Annotated in this window: 23 protein-coding genes; 9 read left to right on the forward strand and 14 right to left on the reverse strand. The window is 65.1% G+C overall.

All coding sequences use genetic code 11. The annotated features are described in order from the left end of the window. Positions 1–317: 317 nt before the first annotated feature. The 8 genes from JQK15_RS18765 to JQK15_RS18800 all read left to right on the forward strand — a co-directional run bounded on the left by JQK15_RS18765 (position 318) and on the right by JQK15_RS18800 (position 8882). Complete coding sequence (locus JQK15_RS18765) at positions 318–1883, forward strand: PepSY-associated TM helix domain-containing protein (RefSeq protein ID WP_214866841.1); 1566 nt, start codon at positions 318–320, stop codon at positions 1881–1883. After that, positions 1880–2170, forward strand: coding sequence for a DUF3325 domain-containing protein (locus tag JQK15_RS18770; protein WP_017501150.1), 291 nt, complete (start codon positions 1880–1882; stop codon positions 2168–2170). The genes JQK15_RS18765 and JQK15_RS18770 overlap by 4 nt, the downstream gene beginning before the upstream one ends. Further along, positions 2167–2463, forward strand: coding sequence for a hypothetical protein (locus tag JQK15_RS18775; RefSeq protein ID WP_214866843.1), 297 nt, complete (start codon positions 2167–2169; stop codon positions 2461–2463). Before JQK15_RS18770 ends, JQK15_RS18775 begins: the two co-directional genes overlap by 4 nt. A 2-nt stretch (positions 2464–2465) precedes the next feature. Continuing rightward, on the forward strand, positions 2466–2720 hold the full coding sequence (locus JQK15_RS26950; RefSeq protein WP_251007857.1) for a hypothetical protein: 255 nt from the start codon (positions 2466–2468) through the stop codon (positions 2718–2720). Then, a complete protein-coding gene (locus JQK15_RS18785; protein ID WP_214866845.1) occupies positions 2717–4771 on the forward strand; it encodes a TonB-dependent receptor plug domain-containing protein in 2055 nt (684 codons plus the stop codon). Before JQK15_RS26950 ends, JQK15_RS18785 begins: the two co-directional genes overlap by 4 nt. After that, positions 4768–5130 (forward strand): hypothetical protein, encoded by a 363-nt coding sequence (locus JQK15_RS18790; RefSeq protein ID WP_353047226.1) that lies wholly within the window; start codon positions 4768–4770, stop codon positions 5128–5130. Before JQK15_RS18785 ends, JQK15_RS18790 begins: the two co-directional genes overlap by 4 nt. A gap of 157 nt (positions 5131–5287) precedes the next feature. Continuing rightward, positions 5288–7429, forward strand: coding sequence for a TonB-dependent receptor (locus JQK15_RS18795; RefSeq protein WP_214866847.1), 2142 nt, complete (start codon positions 5288–5290; stop codon positions 7427–7429). A gap of 115 nt (positions 7430–7544) precedes the next feature. After that, positions 7545–8882 (forward strand): LLM class flavin-dependent oxidoreductase, encoded by a 1338-nt coding sequence (locus JQK15_RS18800; protein ID WP_214866849.1) that lies wholly within the window; start codon positions 7545–7547, stop codon positions 8880–8882. Positions 8883–8936: 54 nt separating this feature from the next. Here JQK15_RS18800 and JQK15_RS18805 read toward each other — a convergent pair whose 3' ends face one another. The 8 genes from JQK15_RS18805 to JQK15_RS18840 all read right to left on the reverse strand — a co-directional run bounded on the left by JQK15_RS18805 (position 8937) and on the right by JQK15_RS18840 (position 16039). Next, positions 8937–9587, reverse strand: coding sequence for a peroxiredoxin-like family protein (locus JQK15_RS18805; protein ID WP_214866851.1), 651 nt, complete (start codon positions 9585–9587; stop codon positions 8937–8939). A gap of 95 nt (positions 9588–9682) precedes the next feature. After that, positions 9683–10474: a class II aldolase/adducin family protein gene (locus JQK15_RS18810; RefSeq protein WP_161733294.1), complete on the reverse strand. Its 792-nt coding sequence runs from the start codon at positions 10472–10474 to the stop codon at positions 9683–9685. Positions 10475–10491: 17 nt separating this feature from the next. Then, positions 10492–11445: an ABC transporter substrate-binding protein gene (locus JQK15_RS18815; protein WP_214866853.1), complete on the reverse strand. Its 954-nt coding sequence runs from the start codon at positions 11443–11445 to the stop codon at positions 10492–10494. A 1-nt stretch (position 11446) separates the two neighbouring features. Beyond that, positions 11447–12535 (reverse strand): LLM class flavin-dependent oxidoreductase, encoded by a 1089-nt coding sequence (locus tag JQK15_RS18820; protein WP_214866855.1) that lies wholly within the window; start codon positions 12533–12535, stop codon positions 11447–11449. 21 nt (positions 12536–12556) lie between these two features. Next, a complete protein-coding gene (locus JQK15_RS18825; protein ID WP_214866857.1) occupies positions 12557–13819 on the reverse strand; it encodes a rhodanese-like domain-containing protein in 1263 nt (420 codons plus the stop codon). After that, entirely contained in the window at positions 13816–14430 is a 615-nt protein-coding gene (locus JQK15_RS18830; protein WP_048936661.1) for a cysteine dioxygenase family protein, read from the reverse strand. Before JQK15_RS18830 ends, JQK15_RS18825 begins: the two co-directional genes overlap by 4 nt. Next, on the reverse strand, positions 14427–15218 hold the full coding sequence (locus JQK15_RS18835; RefSeq protein WP_214866859.1) for an ABC transporter ATP-binding protein: 792 nt from the start codon (positions 15216–15218) through the stop codon (positions 14427–14429). The genes JQK15_RS18830 and JQK15_RS18835 overlap by 4 nt, the downstream gene beginning before the upstream one ends. A gap of 2 nt (positions 15219–15220) precedes the next feature. Next, a complete protein-coding gene (locus tag JQK15_RS18840) occupies positions 15221–16039 on the reverse strand; it encodes an ABC transporter permease (protein ID WP_029547546.1) in 819 nt (272 codons plus the stop codon). Between the two features lie 266 nt (positions 16040–16305). Here JQK15_RS18840 and JQK15_RS18845 point away from each other — a divergent pair, with 266 nt between their 5' ends. Continuing rightward, the gene (locus tag JQK15_RS18845) at positions 16306–17142 is read left to right on the forward strand and encodes a LysR substrate-binding domain-containing protein (protein WP_004207521.1); all 837 of its coding nucleotides are present in this window, start codon (positions 16306–16308) and stop codon (positions 17140–17142) included. Positions 17143–17160: 18 nt separating this feature from the next. Here the strand turns inward: JQK15_RS18845 and JQK15_RS18850 are convergent, their stop codons facing one another. From JQK15_RS18850 to JQK15_RS18875, 6 genes are all read right to left on the reverse strand, one after another. Further along, the gene (locus JQK15_RS18850) at positions 17161–18105 is read right to left on the reverse strand and encodes an NAD(P)-dependent oxidoreductase (RefSeq protein WP_161733307.1); all 945 of its coding nucleotides are present in this window, start codon (positions 18103–18105) and stop codon (positions 17161–17163) included. Positions 18106–18109: 4 nt separating this feature from the next. After that, on the reverse strand, positions 18110–19285 hold the full coding sequence (locus JQK15_RS18855; RefSeq protein WP_214866861.1) for an acyl-CoA dehydrogenase family protein: 1176 nt from the start codon (positions 19283–19285) through the stop codon (positions 18110–18112). Between the two features lie 4 nt (positions 19286–19289). Continuing rightward, on the reverse strand, positions 19290–20264 hold the full coding sequence (locus JQK15_RS18860) for an ABC transporter substrate-binding protein (RefSeq protein ID WP_214866863.1): 975 nt from the start codon (positions 20262–20264) through the stop codon (positions 19290–19292). Position 20265: 1 nt separating this feature from the next. Continuing rightward, a complete protein-coding gene (locus tag JQK15_RS18865; RefSeq protein ID WP_214866865.1) occupies positions 20266–20409 on the reverse strand; it encodes a hypothetical protein in 144 nt (47 codons plus the stop codon). A 124-nt stretch (positions 20410–20533) separates the two neighbouring features. Further along, positions 20534–21811 carry a DUF2264 domain-containing protein gene (locus JQK15_RS18870; RefSeq protein WP_214866867.1) on the reverse strand — a complete coding sequence of 426 codons (1278 nt, stop codon included), beginning with the start codon at positions 21809–21811 and terminating at the stop codon, positions 20534–20536. Between the two features lie 2 nt (positions 21812–21813). Further along, a complete protein-coding gene (locus JQK15_RS18875; protein ID WP_214866869.1) occupies positions 21814–22788 on the reverse strand; it encodes a DUF4861 family protein in 975 nt (324 codons plus the stop codon). Positions 22789–22831: the final 43 nt, after the last annotated feature.

The following is a 22831-nucleotide window of genomic DNA, read 5'->3' on the forward strand; positions in this document are numbered from 1 at the left end:
GGCATGTTGCGCGTTCGACAAGGACTATTTGCCGGACATGGCAGCCCTTACGACCACAAAAAATCAAATGTCTTTTTTTGCAAATAAATCTCATTTGCGTTAATGGCACCATCCCAACGCGACGAGGTGCCAAGCGAGCCACTCGCCATGGGGTATGCAATTTGTAGGCAACGGGGCGGCTTTCCAATATTTCTCGACGTTTTTCTTTGGAAATCCAGTCACGCCAAACGTCAACCAAACAGGGCATTGATGGGCATTAGCGAACAGCGGGACATGCACGAACACAGGTCATCAGAGATCGCTGGAGGCAAGGCATCATGAAGGCATCGCTGCGCCAGACCATGTCGACGCTGCACACCTGGACCGGGCTGCTGCCTGGCTGGTTGCTGTTCGTCATCTTCCTGTTCGGCACGGTCGCCTTCTTCCAGCAGGAAATATCGCAATGGATGCGCCCCGAACTGACCCCCGCCCCGGTCAGTGATAAGGCAATCGACGCCGCCGACACGATCCTGCGCAAGGAAGGTGCGGGTGCAGACGACTGGACGCTTTCCCTCCCCGGTTCGCGCGGCGGCGAAGGCTTCTCGATCAGTTGGACGCCGGCCGGCGGCGACCGCTCAAGTCAGCAGGAACGCATGCTCGACGCGACCAGCGGCGCTCTCACCAGCGTACGCGATACGCGCGGCGGTTTCTTCCTCTATCGCATGCATTTCGACCTTCATTATATGCCGGTCATGTGGGCGCGCCTGCTCGTAAGCCTGGCTGCACTCGCCATGCTGGTCGCGATCCTGAGCGGCGTCGTCACCCACAAGAAGATCTTCACCGACTTCTTCCTGCTGCGCTTCGGCAAGGGCCAGCGCTCCTGGCTCGACGCGCATAATGTGACCGCCGTCCTCGCCCTGCCCTTCTATCTGATGATCACCTATACCGGGCTCGTCACCCTGCTTTTCACCCTGATGCCATGGGCGATCAGCGCAAATTTCCCGTCGACCGACGCCTATTATGAGGCCGCCTTCCCGTCCGGGCCGAAGAGCGAGCCGAGCGAAACCAAGGCCGTCCTTCGCCCGATCCCCGAACTGCTGCAGCGTGCCCGCACTTTGCGTCCCAGTTTCGAGCCCAGCTATGTCAGCATCAGCCATCCCGGCAATGCAGCCGCGATCGTCCGCATCTGGCCCCGCACCGAAACGCTGGGCGGCCACCAGCCGATGCTCTACCTTAACGGCGCCACCGGCGAACCGCTGGCCGGCCCGCGCGAAGGCGGTGCAGCGACCGCGACCAAGGGGGTGATGATCGACCTCCATGCCGGCCGCTATGCCAACCCGGCCTTGCGCTGGCTCTATTTCCTCTCCGGCGTGGGCGGCACGATCATGGTCGGCAGCGGGCTGGTGCTGTGGACGGTCAAGCGTCGCGCCAAGCTGCCCAATCCGGCCCGACCCCATTTCGGTTTCCGTCTGGTCGAACGGCTGAACATCGGTGTCATCGCCGGCGCATCGGCAGGGATCGCGGTCTATTTCCTCGCCAACCGGCTGCTCGATCCGACCATGGCCGAACGCGCCGATTGGGAGGTCAACGCCCTCTTCATCATGTGGGGTGCGATCTTCGTCTGGAGCCTTGGTCGCCCGGCGCGCCGCGCCTGGATTGAAGGACTGGCCGCCTGCGCCCTGCTCTATGCCGCCATTCCGCTGGTCAACGCCGCTACCACGCCCCGTGGCCTGCCCGCCAGCGTGATGGCGGGTGACGCTATCTTCATCCTGTTCGACCTGATGATGATCCTGACCGCCACTGGCTTCGCCTTTGCCGCCCACAAGGTGGCGACCCACCAGTCCAAGGCCAAGGCGCGCCGCACGCGCCAGCCCAAGCAAGATTTTCAGGAGGTGCCGGCATGACCCATGTCGCAACAGCCCTGCTGTCGCTCGGCGGCTTTGCGCTGCTGTTTCTGGCGATGGCCCGCCACCAGCAGGACTGGCTTCGTCGCAAGCTGCCCGACCCGCAATCGCGCCGATTGCGCCGGGCGGGCTTTGCGCTGCTGAGCATCGCCTTCCTGATCGCAGGCATTGGCCTTGGTTGGGGTTATGGCAGCATCGCCTGGTTCGGCTGGCTGAGCGCCGGCGCCGTCACGATCGTGACGCTCAATTGCAATCGCGAGCGCATCCTCACTTGGGTGCGGCCATGATCGGGTTCAGCTCTGTCGCCCGTGCGCGCTGGGCCAATACCGGTCGGGTCACGGCCTGCACGCTGGGTGCCTATGGCCTGACCGCGCTCGTCACTGCGGCCCTTTCCCGCCTGCTCGTTCGCCTTGGCACCGATGCGGTCGAAGCCGTCACCGGCGTTACGCTTGCCAGCTTTGCCTTGTTCGCGGTGATCGCAATGAGCGCCTTTCACGCGCGCAATCCGGCGCGCGCATGGAGCGTCATGATTCTCCTGGCCCTGCCCCCCGCCATGCTGCTGCTCATGCTTTCGGAATAGATATGACCTCGCCCCCTCTCCCCCGTGCGCCACTGACCGATTATGTCGTGCCGAAATCGGCGCCGACGCTGAGCATCTTTGCCGTGGCTCCGCCGGCTGCGCCACCGGAAGCGGCAAGCGAAGTGCCGCCCGGCCCCGAACAGTTCCGGACGGAACAGTCGCAGTCTATGCCCCGGCAGCCTATCCTGGAGCCACCCGAGGATGTGAAGGTCGAAAGCATCGAACGGGTCGTGCCGGTAGAGTTTTTCCTGCGATGATGCTGTTCCATGCGATGATGGCCGGCCTTGCCATGACGGCGGGCGCCATGGCGAGCGAACAGGAAGCAGTTCAGAACAACAGCCCGCCAGCTCATCCGCCGATCGTCCCGGCTGGTCCTGATCCGGTTTATCCGGCCGATTTCTACGCGCCCTTTCAGCCCCAGACCGCGCTCGACATGCTGGAGCGCACCCCCGGCTTCCTGTTGAGCGAGGGTAACAGCCTGCGTGGTTTTGGCGGCGCGGCCGGCAATGTGCTGATCGATGGCCAGCGACCGACGGTGAAAGCCGGCGGCATTACCGAAGTGCTGCGCCGGATCGGTGCAGCACGCGTCGAGCGGGTCGTGCTGTTGCGCGGGACCGACGCGGCCGAGGCACAGGGACAGACATTGGTGGCCAATGTCATCCTGCGCACCGATGGAGGCGGATCGGGCAATGCCTCGCTGAAGCTCAGCCATACCCGCGACGGCCGAATATCGCCCTCTGCCCAGATCAGCCATGCACGCAAGATTGCCGGCTGGCAGAGCAATGTGGAACTGTCGGTCGAGCAGGTCCGCTATCCGATCGACGGCATCTATCATATCAGCGACGGCAATGGCATGCCGACCGAGACCCGGCATGAGCGCATCATCGGCAAGGCGCCGGAGATAGGGCTTGCGGCATCGACATCGGGCGCGCTGGCCGGCGGTACGCTGACGCTCAATCTCCGGCTCAATCGGGATGGCTATGAATCCGACCGGGCGATCATGATCACGCCGACTGACGGTGCAGCGATGATCGAGCGGACCATCGGCTATGACGAAAAGGGGCGCAGTGGCGAATTGGGGCTCGACTGGACCCGCACCCTTGGCAAGGACTGGTCGGCAAAGCTGGTGGGGCTCGGTCGGGTCGAACGCCTGACCACCAACGAGGACTATGTCGAGCCGGGCTATCGTGGCGTTTCGACGCTGGCGCAGAAGCCGTTGGAGCTGGTCGGTCGCACGACGCTGACGCGGGGTGGCGACCACGTACTCCGCCCCGAACTGGGGATGGAGATCGCCTATAACCGGCTCAACAGTGCCCTCGACTATGCGGAGGATAATGGCAGCGGCCTGACGCCGATCACCCTGGCGAATGCCAATAGCCGTGTATCCGAACTGCGGGGCGAGGCCTTTGCCAATGTCACGCTGCGCCTGGGCAAGCGATGGACGCTGGAAAGCGGCATGGCGTTCGAACTGTCGCGTATTCGCGTTGCGGGCGATGCCGCGAACGAGCAAAGCCTGTCCTACTGGAAACCGTCTGCCGCTCTGGTCTGGTCGCCGCGCGATACCAGCCAGTTGCGACTGGGCATCCGCCGCACCGTCGATCAACTCGACTTCGGCGATTTCGCTGCATCGGTAAATCAGGCCGACGGCCGGCCGCTTGGCGGCAATGCCCAGTTGCGCCCGGCCCGCGTCACTCGCGCGCTCGTCCGTGCCGATCATCGCTGGGGCAAGGGCGGCGCGCTGGCGGTCGAGGCTTATCATCAATGGCACCAGGGGATGCTCGGCTATCTCCTCCTCCCCACGGGCGACGAAGCGCTGGGGACGATCGGCAATGCCCGCCAATGGGGTATCAGCACCCAGGCGACCCTCCCGCTCGATGCCGCCCTGCGTGGCGCGCGGCTGACGCTCGACGGTACGCTACGGGGATCGCGCATGCGCGACCCTGTAACCGGAGACAACAGGAAGATGGATGATATCGCGCCACGCAGCCTGAGCGCCGAGTTCCGCCACGACGTGCCGAAACTGCGTTCATCCTGGGGGATCAGCTATACCGCCGCCGAACAGGGCGATGTCTTCTACACCGGCGAGCGACTGACCTGGCGCGACGATGCCGCATTCGATGCCTATATCGAAACCACGGCGCTCGCCGGTTTCAAGGCCACGCTGCGGGCCAGCGCCTTCAACGGTCAGGATTATCATCGGCTGCGTCGTTTCTACAGCCCGAGCCGGGCAGGCAGCTATAGCGGGCAGGAACAGCGCAACCAGTGGGAGGGTGCAGTCGTCTCGCTGACACTGGCACGTGCGCTGTGAACCGCTCTACCCTGCCCCTCCACCGCCGCACGCGGACCGAGCGCCGGGTGCTCGCAATGCTGCGGGGCGAGGAGCAGCGGATCGGTCTCGCGGCCATCGACAGCTTCGCCCGCCTGCGCAGGATCGCCACCGAATGCGGCCTGCGTATCCAGCCGCCCGGCACCCGCTATGTCAGTGACGACGAACTGGTCCTGCTCGCCTCGTTAGCGGATGCGCAACGTCTCAACTCTGCCCCCACAATACCCCTGGACGAACGACTGACCGCCGATACCCGCGCATGCGCGGAACTGCTGATCCGGAATAATCTGCGGCTATCGCCCCTGACCCTTTATAGCGGACGTGGAACACGTCGAAGCTGACCACAGCCGATGATCGGCGCGCCCATCTCTGCCGCGCAAATCTATGAGCCATTCTCCCGCCAGATTGCCCGAACTCATTTGCGCAAATTGTCTACAACTTTAGTTGACAGTTAACGCTGAGCTCCGGCTGCGGCGGATCAAGATTGAGTGGGGAACAATGAAAAAAGGGATTTTCCTGGCCGCTGGTGGCAGCGCGATCATGGCCGCGACAATGGCCGGATCGGCCTGGGCCCAGGCGCCAGCAGAGGATGGCGACGCTGGCGGCGGCATCATCGTCACCGCCGAGCGGCGCGCCACGGACCTTCAGAAGACCGCGATCGCGATTTCCGCCTTCACGCCGGAAACGCTGGAGCAGCGCAACATCACCAATGTGCGCGACCTGGCCGGCCAGGTGCCCAACCTGTTCGTGGCGCGGACATCGATCAGCCACACCACCCAGACCTTCTCGCTGCGCGGCGTGGGCGAATCCGACCCGATCCAAGAACCGGTGCTCGCCATCTATGTCGATGACGTCTACATTCCGCGCCAGATCGCCTCGATGAGCGAATTTGTCGATCTGGAACGGATCGAGCTGCTGCGCGGGCCACAGGGGACGCTCTATGGCCGCAACTCGTCGGCTGGTGCGCTGCGCATCATCACCCGCGCCCCCGACGAAACCACCCGTGTCACCGCCGAACTGGGCTATGGCAGCTATAATGACGTGCAAGGCCGGGCACTGGTCAGCGGCAAGATCGCGGGCGCCCTGTCGGGCAGCATCGCCTGGATTCATCGCACCCGTGACGGCGTCACCTATGACCCGACGCTGGGCCATGACGTCAACCGGATCGACCTCGACGCCTGGCGCGGCAAGCTGCGCTATACCGGCATCGCTAATCTCGACGCGCTGCTGACCGTCAATATCCTGCGCGACCGCAGCGATACGCGGTCCTATATTCCGGTCAACCAGCCCGGCAGCTTCAGCCGCCGCCGATCCTATTCGGAGGTCGAACCGGACCAGCATCTCAATTCGCGCAGCGCGTCGCTGCGGCTGGTCTATGACCTGTCGCCTAATCTCTCTATCAAGTCGATCAGCGCCTATACCGTCTTCAACCTCAACCCCGTCAATTACGAGAATGACGGCGAGGCCGCGCTGATCCAGAAGAACCTGATCCATTATAATGACCGGGCCTTCAGCCAGGAGGTGCAGCTGAACGGCGACTTTGGCGACCTCAGCTTCACCAGCGGCCTCTTCTACCTGCATGAACGCTTCTTCGTGGAGCGCGACGGCTTCAGCCGCACCGGCACCGCGGCGACCGCCCCGGTCAACCGGTTGCGCGCCCACAACATCACTTACACCGATGCCTATGCTATGTTCGGCGAGGGCACCTGGAAGGCGAATGACATATTCAGCCTGACCGCCGGCCTGCGCGGCACGATCGAAAAGAAGCGCTTCGTCTTCGACAACAAGGTGATCGACGATGATCGCAATGTCGTGGCCCAGTCGATCGCCGGCGAGGCGGAGAAGACCTGGAAGGCGCTGACACCGAAATTGTCGGTGCAGGCGCAATGGACGCCCAATCTGCTCAATTACCTCACCTATTCGCGCGGGTTCAAATCCGGCGGGTTCGACAATCGCGCGACCCGGTTGGATCTCGCCACCCTGCCCTTCGATCCGGAAAAGGTCTCGACCTATGAAGGCGGCCTCAAGGCCACCTTGTTCGGCGGCGCGCTGCGCAGCAATCTCGCCATCTTCTACAATGATTACAAGGATCTCCAGGTATCCTTCTACGACCCTGCCTATGTCGGATCACGCCGCGGCAATGCCGGCAAGGCGCATAGCTGGGGCGTGGAGCTGGAAAATGACCTGCGCCTGTCGGATCGCTTCTCGCTTCAGGGGTCGGCTGGTTATCTCAAGGCCATTTATGACGATTATAAGGGTGCGGGGGGCAATGGCGTGGACGCCGATGGCAATCCGCTGCTGAACGCACCCAAATGGTCCTTCTCGGGCGGTGCCAATTATGCGCTGCCGCTGGGCGCATCCGGCAGCACATTGCGCTTGTCGGCCAACGCCCAATATCAGAGCAGCTTCTATCAGAACGCCCTTGCCCGGCCGCAGGACGAAGTGCCGGGCCAGACCTTCGTCAACGGCTCGATCACCTGGATTTTGCCGGACGACCGTTTCCAGTTCGCCATCCAGGGCAAGAATATCCTGGGCGCGAACAAGCCGGTCAGTTCGACCTACATCCCCTCGACCGGGGTCTATTATAAAAATTATGCCGATCCCGCGACGGTGCTGCTGAGCGCGCGCTTCTCCTACTGACGACCTACCCTATTGGCCCATTTCATATGCGCTTGATGAGTCCGCGTTGGTCGCGCGGACCATCCGGGAATAGATGAAATGGGCTCACCCTCCCCTCCAGCAGAAGGACAAGGCCATGGCCCGTTCTCCGCATATCAAGCTCGGCTTCATCCTGCATGGCGTCGGCCGCACCTGGCATGACTGGCGCCATCCCGATCGTGACGTGAATGCCAGCACCAGCCTTGCCCGCTATCAGGAACAGGCGGCGATCGCCGAACGCGGCAAGTTCGACTTCCTGTTCGTCGCCGACAGCCTGTCGATCACCGAACGATCCAGCCCCCATTATCTCAACCGGTTCGAGCCGATCACCATCCTGTCGGCGCTGGCGGCGACCACCAGCCGGATCGGCCTGGTCGGCACGCTGACGGTCAGTTACTCCGAGCCCTTCAACGTCGCGCGGCAATTCGCCTCGCTCGATCATCTGAGCGGCGGGCGCGCCGGCTGGAATGTCGTCACCTCCTGGCTGGGCGACACCGCCGCCAATTTCAGCAAGAGCGAACATCCCGCCCATGCCGTGCGCTATCGCATAGCTGCCGAATATCTCGATGTGGTCCAGGGCCTGTGGGACAGCTGGGAAGACGGCGCCCATGTCGCCGACAAGGAAAGCGGCCAGTTCGTCGATCCCGATCGGCTGCATGCGCTCGACCATAAGGGCGAGTTCTTCCAGGTGCGCGGCCCGCTCAACATCAAGCGCACGCCACAGGGCCAGCCAGTCATCTTCCAGGCCGGCGCATCGGACGATGGCCGCAACTTCGCCGCGCGACGGGCCGAAGTGATCTTCACCCATGCCGAGACGATCGAGGCGGGCCAGGCCTATTATGCCGATGTGAAGGCACGGGCGAAGGGCTTTGGCCGCGATGCCGACCAGTTGTTCATCCTGCCGGGCATCGCCGCGATCGTCGGTGACAGCGATGAGGAAGCCGAGGCGCGCTACCGCGAACTCGTCGCGCTGGAATCGATCGACACCGGCCTCGGCTTCCTGTCGCGCACCTTCAACGACCATGATTTCCGCCAATATGATCTCGATGCGCCTTTCCCCGATGTCGCGCATCTGGGCCTCAACAGCCAGCAGAGCGGGACGCTGCGCATCCTGGCCGAAGTCGAAGCGGAGGGGCTGACCTTGCGGCAGGTGGCCGAACGGCTGGCGACGCCGCGCGGCGCCTTCGTGGGTTCGGCCGAGACGGTCGCCGACCAGTTGCAGCGCTGGTTCGAAAGTGGCGCGGCCGACGGCTTCGTCCTGTTCGAGCCACTGCCGGGGCAACTGGCGCTGTTCGTCGACAAGGTGATCCCGATCCTGCAGCAGCGCGGCCTGTTCCGCACCGACTATGAAGGGACGACCTTCCGCGAGCATCTGGGCCTCACAGTGCCCGACAATCGATATAGCGCAGCACGGGACGCCCGGTCAGCCGCCTGATCCCATCGAACAAGAAAAGGCCCGGCAATCAAATTACCGGGCCTTTTCTTGCGTTTAGCGCAGCCAGACGAGGATATCATCTGCCTCCGGTCGGTCGAGCCAGTCGGGGCTGACCTGCAAGCGCTGCACCACCCGGCCCGCCCCCAGCAGCAGCACGGCGGGCTGCGGCAATTCCCAGCTGCCCGTGCCGGTCACCTCGCCGATCCAGCCGGCGGGTGGCGGCGATGGCCGATCATCGGGGACGAAGGCAATGCCGAGCAGGCGGGCGAGTTGATTGTCACGATCGGTCGCCACCGCAAAGGGCAGATCGTGGCGGCGCTTGATTTCCACCAGCCGATCGGGCTGCTGCGGGCTGAGCGCGACCAGCGGGATGCCGCGCGCGCGCAGCACCGGCCAGAGCGTCTCGGCATAATAGGGCAAGGCGATGTTGCAGGCAGGGCAGCCGGCGAAGCGGAAGAAGATCAGCAGCGCCGGCCCCCGCGCCGTCAGCGCGTCGAGCGTCAGCGTGGCGCCTTCCACATCGTCGAGTGCCAGATCGGGCAGAACATCGCCGGGCTGCGCCACCGTCGCCGCATCGAAGCGCGCCACCAGCTGCTGCCGCTGCGCCGCGTTGCGCGCCAGTTGGGCGGGCGACCAGTCCCGTTCCCGTTCCGCCTGAAGCGCGGCATAGCGCGCCCTCAAATTGTCGCCGACGATCGTCGCCATCTGCCTGTCTCCTTTGCTGGAGATAGGAAAATGGCGCCGCGGGGCACGCGACGCCAATGAGACTTGGCGGGAAGCCGCCGATTAATGCTTATAGATCAGGCATCATAGCCCGGTGCCTGGCGCGATGCCTTGCGCAGCGCCGCTTCCCAGACCAGATCATAATGGGTGCGCCGCCCCTCGACCGGCTGGCGCTCGCGCGCCATCTGGCGCTTCACTTCCGCCTGCGCCTCTTCCGGCGCGATCAGCACATTGTCGCGCCCGACGCTCAGCGAACGGACCTGCGCGGTGCAGGCGGATTCGAGCTGATAGATGCCGCTCCATGCTTCTCCCGGAGAAGCCCCCAGCGCCAGCGTGCCATGGTTGCGCAGCAGCATGACCTTGGTATCGCCCAGATCGGCCACCAGCCGCTCGCGCTCGTCCAGGTTGAGCGCCACGCCCTCATAATCATGATAGGACAGGCGCGGGATCAGCGCCAGGGCGCGCTGGTTGAGCGGTAGCAGCCCTTCGGCATGGGCCGACACCGCCATGCCGTCGGCGCTGTGGAAATGGGCGATATAATGGGCGTCGTCGCGCGCGCCGTGGATCGCCGAATGGATCACATAGCCAGCATAGTTGATGCCATAGTCGCTCTCCCCGATGACATTGCCGTCGAGGTCGACCTTGACCAGGCTGGACGCCGTGATCTCATCGAACATCAGGCCGAACGGATTGATCAGGAAATGATGGTCCGGTCCCGGCACGCGGGCGGAAATATGGGTGTAGATGAAATCGTCCCAGCCATAGAGCGCCGAGAGGCGATAGAAGGCGGCGAGATCGACACGCACCTTCCATTCGGCTTCGCTGATGCCGGTGCGCGAAAAACGATCATCCTTGAGGATGGTGGCCATGAGGAAAGCTCCTTGCGTCAGGATCCGAAACTGGTGTCGAAGGCCTGCGCCACGTCCCGTTTGGGATCGATCAGGCCGGCCCGGCGATAGCGCTCGACGATCGCCTGTTCATGGGCGATCACCTTGGCATCGACGGGCTGCGAAATGCGGTTGCTGCGCTCAAAACTGGCGCGGGCAATGTCGATCGGCAGGCCGGTTTCCTTGGCCAGCACGGCGGCAAACTGGTCGGGATGGGCGCGCGCCCAGGCGACCGCCTTCGCCTCGCGCTGCAGGAAGTCGGCCAGCAGCGCGCGCTTGGGCGCGATCGAGGCATCATGGGCGATGTCGATATAGAGCGGCAGGCCATAATCCCTGGCATCGGCAACCGCCCGCGCGCCCTCCTTGACCGCGACATTGGTATAGGGGGTCCAGGTCGACCAGGCGTCGATCGATCCGCTGTCGAACGCAGCCTTCGCATCGCCCGGCGGCAGGAAGGTGACGTTGACCTTTTCGGCCGGGATATGCGCCCGCTCCAGCGCCTGGAGCAGCAGATGATGGCCGATCGATCCGCGCGTGGTGGCGATTGTCTTGCCAGCCAGATCCTGGGCAGATCGGATCGGCGAGCCTTCCTTCACCAGGATCGCCAGCGCCTCGGCCGCCTGGTTGGCTGGCGCCTGCACCGCGATCGCCTTGACCGGGCTGCCGCTCTGATAGGCGAAGATGAAGGGGGCGTCGGCGGCAAGGCCCAGATCGACCGCGCCACCACCGACCGCTTCCAGCAGCGGCTGGGCGGCGGGAAATTCCGACCATTCGACCTTGTAGGAGGCGCCATCGAGCGCGCCGGAGGCAAGCATCATCGCCTTGACCTGCCCCTTCTGGTTGGCGACGCGCAGCACCGGCACCTGTTCAGTGCGATATTGGGTGACAGCGAAGGCGACACCGGCGGAGGCGATCAGCGCGCCGACGATCAGGATCGATTTCTTGCTCGCCATGTCAGCCCGCGAGCGCGACGTCGACCTTCTCCCGCTCGGCCACCTTGCGGCGGACGACCGGCAGCAGTTCGCGGCCATAGAGGATGGAATCGCCCAGCGGATCGAAACCGCGGATCAGGAAATGATCGATGCCGATGTCGTAATAATCGAGCATCGCATCGGCCACCTGTTCGGGCGTGCCGACCAGGCCGGTGGAGTTGCCGGCCGCGCCGGTGAGCGCAGCGACGCCGGTCCACAGCCGCTTGTCCTGTCGGTTGGCTCTGGCCGCCTCCAGCAGGCGCAGCGATCCGACATTGGGCGGGCGATGGCCAGTCAGCGGCAAACCAGCCGCGACGCGATTGGCGCGCACCTGCTCCTCAATCTCCGCCGCGCGCTTCCAGGCCGCTTCCTCGGTATCGGCGATCACCGGACGCAGCGACAGCGAGAAGCCGGGATTGCGGCCATGACGGGCGGCGGCACGGCGCACCTGGCGTACCGTGTCCTGCACCGCTTCGAGCGTTTCGCCCCAGAGCGCATAGACATCCGCATGGCGCCCGGCGACCTCGATCGCCTCGGCCGAGGAACCGCCGAAGAAGACGGGCAGATTGTCCGGCTTGATCGCGCTGAAGGCCTGGCGAATGTCGTAGAAGTCACCCTGATGGTCGAACGGCTGGGCCGCGGTCCATTCCTGGCGCAGGATGGTCAGATATTCGTCGGTGCGCTGATAGCGCTGCGCCTTGACCGTGCCGGTGTCGCCGTCACGCGCCATTTCCTCGTCGGCGCCACCGGTGATGATATGCACCGCGACCCGCCCGCCCGATAGCTGGTCGAGCGTGGCCAGCTGGCGCGCGGCCACGGTCGGCTGGGTAAAACCGGGCCGATGGGCGACCAGAAAGCCCAGCCTGCTAGTCAGCGCGGCGGCATGGGCCGCGACGATCTGACTTTCCGGACTGTTGGAACCGAAGGGGATGAGGACGCGATCAAAGCCGCCATCTTCCTGCGCCTTCGCCGCAGCCTCGACATAGTCCTTGTCGAGCACACGGCTGCGCACCGCCGCCTGGGTTTCCGAGCCATTGTTGAAGCCGATATAGCCGATGAACTTGACGCTCATGGGGTCATTCCTTCCCGAAGTTCAGATGACGTAGAAGCCGTGGGTGCCGTCCTTTTCGAGCTGGGCGACAAGGCCATATTCCCAGTCGAGATAGGCCTGCATCTTCTCGGCCTTGTTGTCGGTGCCCTCATAGGGGCGCTTGTAGCGGCCCTCGGGTCCACGCGGGGCCGGCGCGCCGTCACTGCCGCGTTCCAGCACCACCGCCGACCAGTCGACGGACAGGACATAGACTTCCCAGCCAAGCTGGGCGAGCCAGGAGGCGCTCATGTCGGCACGCGGGCCAAGATCGTCGGTGACGACGATGCGGGCGCCGCGCACCGGGGCATTATGGTCGGTTTCCTGCACCAGCTGGCCGCCCTGCGCATTGCGGAAACCGGGCAGATGCCCTGCCTCATATTCGCGCGGCTGGCGCACATCATAGAGATAGAGGGTGCGAGCGGTGTCGGCCTTCAGATGCTCCAGATCGTCCCAGCCGATCCACTTGACCCCGGCGCGGTAGGCGACATCGCGGGCATGGGCACGGGCAGCCTCGATCGCCTTGCCATCGACCTCCGGCGCGGCGCGCACCTGGCCGGTTTCCAGCCCCTGCCCGGCCAGCGTCCAGCCGATCGTGCCGTTGCGCAGGGCATAGACCTTGTTCGGCACGCCGGCATTGACCAGCGACTGGGTGCCGATGATCGACCGGGTGCGCCCGGCGCAGTTGACGATGATGGTCGTGTCGGGATCGGGGGCGATTGTGCCGGCGCGCAGCACCAGTTCGGCGCCCGGCACGCTGGTCCCGGTCGGGATGCTCATCGTATGATATTCGTCATAACGGCGCGCATCCAGGATCGCGATGTCGGCCTTCTCGTCGATCAGCGCCTGCACATCTTCGGCCGCCAGGCTGGGGGTATGGCGGCGATGCTCGACCAGTTCGCCGAACGCCTTGGAGTAACTGTTCACATCCTCAAACAGTTCATAGCCGGCATCGCGCCAAGCGCTGAGGCCGCCCTCCAGTTCGCGCACGTCGGTATAGCCAAGCCCCTGCAGCCGCACGGCCGCGCGGCGCGCCAGCCCCTCGCCCGCATCATAGACGATGATCGGCGTATCGAGCCGGGGGATGCGCCAGCGCGCTTCCTCATCGATGCGGCGCAGCGGGATCTGCGCGGCGAAGAGTGGATGCCCCTGCGCAAACTCATGCTCCTCGCGCACGTCGATCAGCGCGATCTCGTCGCGAGCGATCAGCGCGGTGCGGATATCGGCCGGGGTAGCGACCTCTATGCGGTCCAATATGTCGGTGGTCATGCGTTTCTCGATCTGTCCCAGAGGTTGGGGATGACGCGATTGGCGTATCCGGAGATGAAGCTTTTGGGCGCGCCGTCGGCGGCGAAGGTCGCGCGCTCGACCGCGCCGATATTGGCGCCATAGACATGGATGCTGACCGACGGGGCGTCGGCCCGGCCGTTGGAGACGCGATGAATGTCGCCGATCCGGGGCGACACGGCATCGACCTCGCCCTCGCGCAATATGTCTGTGCCCTGCGCGACCAGTCCGCCGCCGGGCAGGCGATGGAACCGCTCGACCTGCTCGCTGCCGCGCAGCACGCCGACCAGCCCCCAGACGCCATGGTCGTGGATCGGGGTCGACTGACCCGGCCCCCAGACGAAGCTGACGATGCTGAACCGCTCGCGACTGTCGCAATGAAGCAGATATTGCTGATAGCGATCGGGATCGGGCCGGGCATATTCGGGCGGCAGCCAGTCGTCGCGGGCGATCAGCCGGGCAAGCAGGGTGCGGCCGCTTTCCAGCAGCGCCTGTTCGTCGCGGGTGCAGGCGATCAGGTCAGCCAAGGCCGTGACGAAGCCGCGCAGGCGGCTGGTATCGACCGGCCGGTCGATCGTGGTGACGGCGTTCATTCCGCCGCCTCCGCCTGGCGGGCGAAGGGCACCACACCCTCGCCATGATGGTCGCCGCCCAGATGGGACAGAAGCTGTTCGCGCAGCCGGCCGGCAAGGCCCGCGCGCTCGCCGCGCGCGGCGTGAATGCGCTCCTCCGCGACGATCCGGCCCTTGTCGAGCACCAGCACCCGGTCGGCCAGCGCAATCGCTTCCTCGACATCATGGGTGACGATCAGCACCGCCGGCCTGTGCGTCCGCCAGAGCGAGAGCACCAGGTCATGCATGCGATAGCGGGTCAGCGCGTCGAGGGCGGCAAAGGGCTCGTCGAGCAGCAGCAATTGGGGTTCACGCACCAGCGCGCGGGCGAGCGCAGCGCGCTGCGCTTCCCCACCGGACAGGGTGAGCGGCCAGGCGTCCAGCCGATGGCCAAGGCCGACTTCCTTCAGCGCGGCTTGCGCCCGGTCGCGGATGGCACCGCCTTTCAGGCCCAGCGCGACATTCTTCCAGACCGGTTTCCACGGCAGCAGTCGGGCATCCTGGAACACGACGGCGCGGCTGTCGGGCACCTCCACATCCTGCGCGCCGGCATCGTCCAGCCCGGCGAGGGTGCGCAGCAAGGTGGTCTTGCCCGATCCCGACCGGCCCAGCAGGGCGATGAACTCGCCCGGCGCGATTTCCAGGTCCAGCCCGTCGATGATGCGGTTGGCGCCAAAGCTGCGGGTGAAGTGCTGCAGGCGGACGACCGGTTCGGGGTGCGGCTGGTGCGCCGCGCTGTCGATGCTGGAAAAGCCGAGGCGCGCGTCCATGATCAATTCTCCACTATGCTGGGGCGCCAGACGAGGGCGCGGGCTTCGAGGGACCGGACCAGCCAGTCGGCACCGAGGCCGAGAATGGCGTAGACCATGAGGCAGACGACGATGATGTCGGTGCGCATGAAGTCGCGGGCATTGTTGATGAGATAGCCAAGCCCGGCCGAGGCGTTGATCTGTTCCGCCACCACCAGCACCAGGATCGAGATGGAGAGCGCATAGCGCAGCCCGACCAGCAGCGAGGGCAAGGCGGCGGGCAGCACGACATGCCAGACCTGTTCCCAGCGGCTGAGGCCAAAGCTCTTGGCGGCATCGAGCAGGCGCGGATCGACGCCGCGAATGCCGGCATAGAGGTTGAGATAGACCGGGAAGATGGTGCCGAATGCGATCAGCGCGATCTTGGGCGTCTCACCGATTCCGAACCAGACGATGAAGAGCGGCGTCAGCGCCAGCGCGGGAATGGTCCGCTTGATCTGCATCAGCGGGTCGATCGCCAGTTCAGCGCCGCGCGACAGGCCCGCCGCCAGCCCCAGCGCCAGCCCCAGGCCGACGCCAATCAGCAGGCCGACCGCGACGCGGGCGAAGGAGACGAGCAGGTTGGAGGGCAGTTCGCCACTCAGCACCATCTGGATCAGCGTGCCGATCACGGCGGACGGCGCGGCCAGCGTGCGTTCGGGGATAAGGCCGGTGCGCGAGCCCAATTCCCACAGCAAAAGTAGCAGCAAAGGTGACAGCCATCGGCCGCCGAAGCGAGCGAGGGAAAAGCGGCGTCTGGCGCGCTGTAGCGGCGTGTCGCCCCTTATTGCCAATGCGGTCATGTCCATCCGTCATGCTGGTGAAGTCGCCTTCATCCAACACCAATTCTCTACTCATTCAATTGAGTTTTATCCGACGGGTCTATGAGGGAAAATCATAGGTGGTCATTCGCCCCCGATTCCGGGCGTTTCGGCGCGCGACGGCCGCGATAGCTTTTCCTGTCCCCGGACAAACTCTACTATTTTGATTGATATATTGCCATGGATCATAAGCACAGGCCCGTGCCCGGCATCGGATCGGCCCCCTTTCACCATCAGAAGGATATGCCGTGCCGGTCAATCTGCCGACCAATCTCCTGCGCAGCTTTGTCGCGATCGTCGACACCGGGTCGATGCTCAATGCGTCGGAACAGGTGTTCGTCACCCAGTCCGCCCTCAGCCTGCAGATCAAGCGGCTGGAGGAACTTGTGCAGCAGTCGCTGTTCCTGCGCGAAGGCCGCCGCCTGCACCTGACCGCGGCGGGCGAGGTGCTGCTCGACTATGCGCGCCGGGTGCTGAGCCTGCATGACGAGGCGGTGGCGGCGGTCAGTGCCGGCCGCTTTGCCGGCCCGGCGCGGATCGGCATGGTCCAGGATTTCGCCGACAGCCTGCTTTCGGGCCTGCTCTCCCGCTTTGCCGAGCTGCACCCGGACGCGCAAATCTATGCGCGGGTCGCGGGCACGGCGGAGTTGCAGGCGCTGCTCGACCGCCGCGAACTGGACATATTGCTGGGCTTTGCCGCGCCCAACGACGGCAGCGCGGTCACGGTGGCGCCGATGAGCTGGTATGGCACGGCCGAACTGGTTGATCGCGACACGATCCCGCTGGCGGTGCTGGAGGAACCGTGCCGTTTCCGCGAGGCGGCGATCCGCGCGCTGGAGGATATGGGGCTGCAATGGCGGATCGCGGTCGAGACGCCCAACCTCGCCACGCTGCGCGCGGCAGTGGCCGCGGGGCTGGGCATCACCGCGCGGACCCATTTGTTCCAGGATGACATGACAGTGCTGGAGCATGAGCGGCTGCCCACCCTACCCCGCGTCGCCGCGATCCTGCGCACCAGCGACAAGCTGGACCGCGCCGCGCATCGACTGGCAGAACTGGCGCGCGAGACAGTGACCGGGCTTTAACCCCCGGTCACCCAGACCTTAGTAACCGCGCGCTGGATCGACGATGTCGGACGGTGCCTCGCCCCGAACGAAGCGGGTCAGATCGTCCTGGATCTTTTCCAGCAGGCGATGGCGCACCAGCTGGTAATTGCTTGAAATATGCGGGGTCAGCCGCACCTTGGGATGAGTGTAGAGGACATGCCCCTCCGGCAGCGGTTCGGGGTCGGTGACGTCCAGCGTCGCAAAGCCCAGCCGGCCATCATCCAGCGCCCGCACCAAAGCCGCCTGATCGACCACCGATCCGCGTGCGACGTTGATGAGATGCGCGCCCGGCCGCACCCGCGCCAGCAGCGCATCATCGACCAGATGGCGGGTCTGGGCAGTGGCGGGCACGGCGAGCAGGATATGATCCGCCTCCTCCACCAAAGTCCCGACATCGCCCACCAGTTGCACGCCCGGCACGCTGGGCTGCGCGCCGGATCGCCGCACGCCGATCACCTGCGCGCCCAGCGCCAGGCCGCGCCGCGCGACCGCCGCGCCGATCGCGCCCATGCCAATGATGCCGATGGTCGTTCCCGATACCCGGCCCAGCTGCGCCGGCCCCCATTGCGCCCGCGAACGGACAGTGACGGCATCGAGATTCTTGGCATGGGCATAAATGGCGGCGATCGCATAATCGGCGATCTCCTCCGACGCGACGCCCCGACCACAGGTCACGAGTGGCGCGTCGAGCAGCCAATCGGGATAGAAATCGACCCCGACCGAGGCGCTGTAGACCCATTTCAGGCGCCCCGGCCAGGGTGCGGGGCGGCGCACCTCCGGCGCGCGCCAGGCCGGCGACGGGCGGATCAGCAATATGTCGGCCTCGTCGGCAGCGCTCCAAGGCGCGTCCTCGGCAACGTCGATCAGCACGGGGGCGGACGGGTGACGGGCAAGGCTCCGGTTGAAATCCGGCTCCATCTGGCTGGCGATGATCAGGGACATGGGCTCAATTCCCCAGCGCCGCGCAACCGGCGGCAATCAGGATGGTGTCGGTCTGCGGCGAATGGATGCGGCTGCACAGCACGTCGCGATAATGGCGCTCCAGCGGATTATGGCGGCTGATGCCGGGGTTGCCGGTCAGTTCCAGCCCGATCTCGACCGCGCGGATGGCGTTGGCGGTGGCGACATATTTGATCGCATTGGCCTCGACCGCCGGTGGCGGATCGCCCGCGTCGATCCGCGCGGCGGCGTCGCGCACCAGCGTCCGGTTGACCTGCAACAGCGCCTCGATCTCGCCGAACTTCTCCTGCACGCGCGGCAGGGTGGCAAGCGATGCGCCGAGGTTGCTCGGCACCCGATCGTTGAGATAGGCACGCAGCCAGTCGCGCGCGGCGCGCGCCACCCCGTCATAGATGACCGAGATGGAGAGCGCATTCCACAGCGTCTGGACCGGATCGGGCGCGCCCCATTCCTCCGGCCGGCGAATATCGACCGCATGGTCGGCCGGCGTCGGCGTGTCGGTGAAATGGACGGCATGACTAACGGTGGCGCGCATCCCCAGATGATCCCAGGCCGGCTCGATATCCACCCCCGGACTGCCGGCCCGGACAAGGAAATTGCCGACGCGCGGGACATCCTCGTCGGTCTTGGCCCAGACCGAATACCAGTCGAGCCCGGTCGATCCAGTCGAATAGATCTTCGTGCCGCTGATCGCCCAGCCATGGGCGGTGCGCCGCGCGATCGTGGCAGGCAGGCCGCCGCGCACGGGCGTGCCCAGTTCCGGTTCGACCCGCAGCCCGCCGATCAGCCCCCGGCCCGCCACCGCATCGCGCGCCAGCGTCTCATAGATGTCCGCCGGCCAGCCGCGCGCCCGGTTGGGCGTCGCATGATAATGATAGGTCATGAACAGGATCAGCGCGGTCGAGGGATCGCCCTTCGCCACCGCCGCCAGCACCCGCAGCGCTTCGGAAACCGACGCGCCCCGCCCGCCATGCGCGCGCGGCACGGTCAGCGCGATCAGCCCCTGTTGCGCCAATATGTCGAAATTGGCGCGGGGAAATTCGGCACTGCGGTCATATTGCTCCGCATTGGCCGCCAGCAAGCGGGTCAGCCGGTCGAGCTGGTCGGCGGGCACCGGCCCTTCGGGCGGCTGCGGCTGCACGGAAATTGCCTGGGTCGCCATGATATCAGCCTCTCTTGGGAATGGCGTCGTTGAAGCGGGCGTCCCATAGCGGGCGGACGTCCACCCGCTTGGGCACCAGCCCGGCCTTGAAGAAGACATCGGCGACCTGCTGCTGCGATCCGATCGCCTCGGGCGTGACCGGGCGCAGTTCATAGGTCGCGCTCTTACGGCGGAACTGGTCGAGCACATAGTCGCGCGGCACGCCGATATCCTGGGCGACGATGCCGGCCCATTCGTCCTGATGTGCCGCCGCCCAGCCAAAGCCCTGTTGCACCAGCGCCAGATATTCGCGGATGATCGCCGCCTTGTCGGGATCGGCCAGCGCATCGACATGGGCGGAGACGAGATAGTTGCCTGACAGGATACCATAAGCGGTGCGCAAGATCCGCGCACCCTCTGTCGCGATCGCCCGCTGGATCGGGAAGCCATAGATCGCCCAGGCATCCAGCGCCCCTTGCGAAAAAGCGGCGGCGCCATCGGACACGCCCATCGCGACCGGAGTGATGTCGTCCCAGCTCAGGCCGACCTCCTCCAGCATCCGGATCAGGAAATATTGGGCGGTGGTGGCGCGGACATAGCCGACGCGCTTGCCCTTGAGGTCGGCGATGGAGCGCGCCTTCGATCCCTTCGGAACCAGCACCACCTGATTATTGACGTCCCCATGGGCGACCGCAATCTGGCGGAAGCTCTGGATGGTCGAAGCGGCGGCGAAGATCGGCGGGATCTCGCTCATCCCGCCATAGTCGAGCGATCCGCCATTGAGCGCCTCGACCACGAGGTGGCCAGACTGGAACTCGCTATAAACGAGATCGAAGCCGCTTGGCTGGATGCCCGCCGCCTTGAACAGCAGCCGCGTGTCCCCGTCGCCCTTGCCGGTGATCGACACCCGCAGTTTCGGCCGGCCCTTGCCAGCGGTACCGCAGGCGGTGAGCAACAGGCTACCCGCCGCCGCGCCCAACAGATTGCGTCTGGACAGCATCTCAGCGACTGCCGGCCACATCCCCGCCGCGCGCGCCGCCACCGTCGCGCTCGAACAGGATCACCGTGGAATCGCGCAGCAATTCGCGCCGGGCCGCCGCCCTGAACCGGGCTAGCCTATCCGTCCACCGCTGCGTCCACGCCATGATATCCAAGTCCTCGTCTGATATGAGAGGACTTTATCTGCCAATTAAGTAGAGATATGTCTGTCAAGCTTTGCTGGGCCGCTTATTAGAAACGCTTGACCTTCATCGAGCGGCGCCGGCCGCCTCAATTGGCGATATAATAGTCCTTCGGGAAATCCTGGCCGGCATAGGCCTTGCGCATGGTCCAGGGCTGGGCCGGCGCGGTCCAGTAGCTGTCGGAGGCGGGCAATCCGAGCGCCAGCAGGCTTTCCGAGGTGATATACATGCTGCCGGCGTTGGAATAGACGTCACCCAGGCTTGGCTGGTGCCGGGCGAAGCCGATCGTCAGGAAGCCATCGGCATCAAAATTGCTGGGATCGGCGAAGATACGGCGCTGCGTTGCCATGGTCGCCGCGCGCACCTGCCCCTCGGGCAGTTTGGCATGGAGCAGCTTGCGCCAGGCAAGATAGGCGAGCGGCTGGTGGACGGCGGTGCGGTAGGTGAGCGAACGGCCGACCGGCGGGAAGGCGCCGTCCGGGCCGATCATCCGCTCCAGCGCCTCACCGAAGCGCTGCATCCGCTGGATCTGGATGGCGAGCCGTTCCTTGGGATCGAGCGCGTTGAAGCGCGCATTGCAGCGAACCAGCACATCCCAAATCTGGGTCAGCATCGGGTGGATGACATAGCTGTTATACATGTCGAAATGGAAATGCTCGCCATCGGCATACCAGCCGTCGCCGACATACCATTCGCTGAACTTGCGCAACGCCAGATCGACCCGGATCGGATCCCATTGCGCCCCAACCGACAGCAGGAACACCTCGTTCATCGCCGCAAACAGCAGCCAGTTGGTATAGGGTGGCGCGACCCGGCGCAGCCCTTGTATCTCCTTGATGATCCGGTCCTTGGTTGTCCGGTCGAGCGGCTCCCACAATGTCTGCGGCGCGCGCAGCAGGGCGCTGGTAAAATAGGCGGAATCGACCAACGGCTGCCCCTCCGCCTGCCAGAGCAGATAGTCGGGGCTCTTGGGATCGACGCTGTGAACATAGCTCGCCAGCGCCTGATCGCGCAGCCGGGCGCGCAGTCGCCCTTCCGCGCCATCGGTATCGGGCAGCGCAAGCCAGGGCGCAATGCCGTCGATCAGCCGGCCAAAGGCTTCCAGAAAGGCGACCTTGGGATTGCGGCCATCCCAGGTCGGGCTGAGTTCGGGCTTCCATTGCGCCTGCAACTGCCCCCTGGCCATGCGCGACAGCACGGGGCTGGCCATGCGTTCGAGCAGCGCCAGGGCATAGCTGCGGTCGTCCGCATCGGCGGCGACCGGCGCGGCCTCCCCGGCATTGGCAAGCGAGGGCATGGCGGCGAAAGCGGCAGTGCCGGTCGCCATGCCGGTCAGGATCGCGCGACGGTCGATATGGCGGGTCATGGTCAATCCTTGGGCGGGGTGAAGTCGAGGGTCTGGCCGACGGCATAGGCATCCCAGGCGGCACGGGTGGTGAAGCCGCCCTCCCCCTTGTTCCAGGCACTACCGGAATAATAGACGAAGGGCTGGCCCGGCTTGACCGTGAGCAATATGAGCTGATTGTCGGCATCCGCGCGGATATCGGCGATCTGTGTCGGATCGACCCGCAATGCCAGCGCCATGCGGCCATGCGCGCCATCTTCCGGGCCCCACCAGCTGATCAGCCCGCGGGCACGATCGACCGTCAGGTCGCCCGCCCCCTGTCCCGTAGTGCGTTTGCCGATACCGATACCCACGGTCAGCGGCGTCGCCTTGTCCGATCCTATGGTCGAGACCAGCCGGGTAAAATGGGTGCCGAGCGGAAGGGTGAAACGCCGCGTTTCCCATACCTTGCGATCGACATCGACTGGCCAGGGCGCATAATCCACGCTGAAGTCGGCGACCTGTCCGCCCGATTTCAGGATATGGGCGCGAACATAATTGCGCGAGGTCCACAGCTTGTTGTCATGCCAGATGCCAAGGCCGCCCGCGCCGCGCGTGGTGCCGACATTGTAGAAGTCCAGCCCCTCGCCATGATAGCCATGCTGGTCGCCGCTGCGTAGCTGGCGATCGGCGAAAGGCCAGGCGACATTCTTGCCCCAGCTGTCGATCCCCGATCCCGATGGCGGCTCGGCCGCCTCCAGCGCATGGCCATAGATGCGATGGGCGGTCTTGTCATTTTCCCACAGCAGGTCGTCATAGCGATAGGATGCAACCAGTGCGACGGCGGCCGCCGCCTGGCTGGGCGGTGGCGGCAGGCGTTTTTCGACCGGCAGACGATCGCCCGCCCCATCGCCTTGCGCCAGAGCCGTGCCGACGCAAAGACCGATCGCCAGCAATCCGATCGACAGATACGGTCCCCGAATGCGGCGTGACGATGCTGTTGGTTGGGGGCGGTTCACCACAGGCTCCTCTCGATTATTTGTATGATAAGCTGATAAATCA

Source organism: Sphingobium sp. BHU LFT2 (assembly GCF_018604485.1).
In the GTDB taxonomy this organism is placed as follows: Bacteria; Pseudomonadota; Alphaproteobacteria; order Sphingomonadales; family Sphingomonadaceae; genus Sphingobium; species Sphingobium yanoikuyae_A.

Excerpts from the sequence above, each read along its gene's own strand:
- JQK15_RS18770 (WP_017501150.1), top strand. The coding sequence starts at position 1,880 with ATGACCCATGTCGCAACAGCCCTGCTGTCGCTCGGCGGCTTTGCGCTG.
- JQK15_RS26950 (WP_251007857.1), top strand. The coding sequence starts at position 2,466 with ATGACCTCGCCCCCTCTCCCCCGTGCGCCACTGACCGATTATGTCGTG.
- JQK15_RS18815 (WP_214866853.1), bottom strand. The coding sequence starts at position 11,445 with ATGGCGAGCAAGAAATCGATCCTGATCGTCGGCGCGCTGATCGCCTCC.
- JQK15_RS18795 (WP_214866847.1), top strand. The coding sequence starts at position 5,288 with ATGAAAAAAGGGATTTTCCTGGCCGCTGGTGGCAGCGCGATCATGGCC.
- JQK15_RS18840 (WP_029547546.1), bottom strand. The coding sequence starts at position 16,039 with ATGACCGCATTGGCAATAAGGGGCGACACGCCGCTACAGCGCGCCAGA.
- JQK15_RS18825 (WP_214866857.1), bottom strand. The coding sequence starts at position 13,819 with ATGACCACCGACATATTGGACCGCATAGAGGTCGCTACCCCGGCCGAT.
- JQK15_RS18830 (WP_048936661.1), bottom strand. The coding sequence starts at position 14,430 with ATGAACGCCGTCACCACGATCGACCGGCCGGTCGATACCAGCCGCCTG.
- JQK15_RS18870 (WP_214866867.1), bottom strand. The coding sequence starts at position 21,811 with ATGACCCGCCATATCGACCGTCGCGCGATCCTGACCGGCATGGCGACC.
- JQK15_RS18800 (WP_214866849.1), top strand. The coding sequence starts at position 7,545 with ATGGCCCGTTCTCCGCATATCAAGCTCGGCTTCATCCTGCATGGCGTC.
- JQK15_RS18850 (WP_161733307.1), bottom strand. The coding sequence starts at position 18,105 with ATGTCCCTGATCATCGCCAGCCAGATGGAGCCGGATTTCAACCGGAGC.
- JQK15_RS18785 (WP_214866845.1), top strand. The coding sequence starts at position 2,717 with ATGATGCTGTTCCATGCGATGATGGCCGGCCTTGCCATGACGGCGGGC.
- JQK15_RS18775 (WP_214866843.1), top strand. The coding sequence starts at position 2,167 with ATGATCGGGTTCAGCTCTGTCGCCCGTGCGCGCTGGGCCAATACCGGT.
- JQK15_RS18820 (WP_214866855.1), bottom strand. The coding sequence starts at position 12,535 with ATGAGCGTCAAGTTCATCGGCTATATCGGCTTCAACAATGGCTCGGAA.
- JQK15_RS18805 (WP_214866851.1), bottom strand. The coding sequence starts at position 9,587 with ATGGCGACGATCGTCGGCGACAATTTGAGGGCGCGCTATGCCGCGCTT.
- JQK15_RS18835 (WP_214866859.1), bottom strand. The coding sequence starts at position 15,218 with ATGGACGCGCGCCTCGGCTTTTCCAGCATCGACAGCGCGGCGCACCAG.
- JQK15_RS18855 (WP_214866861.1), bottom strand. The coding sequence starts at position 19,285 with ATGGCGACCCAGGCAATTTCCGTGCAGCCGCAGCCGCCCGAAGGGCCG.
- JQK15_RS18860 (WP_214866863.1), bottom strand. The coding sequence starts at position 20,264 with ATGCTGTCCAGACGCAATCTGTTGGGCGCGGCGGCGGGTAGCCTGTTG.
- JQK15_RS18865 (WP_214866865.1), bottom strand. The coding sequence starts at position 20,409 with ATGGCGTGGACGCAGCGGTGGACGGATAGGCTAGCCCGGTTCAGGGCG.
- JQK15_RS18765 (WP_214866841.1), top strand. The coding sequence starts at position 318 with ATGAAGGCATCGCTGCGCCAGACCATGTCGACGCTGCACACCTGGACC.
- JQK15_RS18810 (WP_161733294.1), bottom strand. The coding sequence starts at position 10,474 with ATGGCCACCATCCTCAAGGATGATCGTTTTTCGCGCACCGGCATCAGC.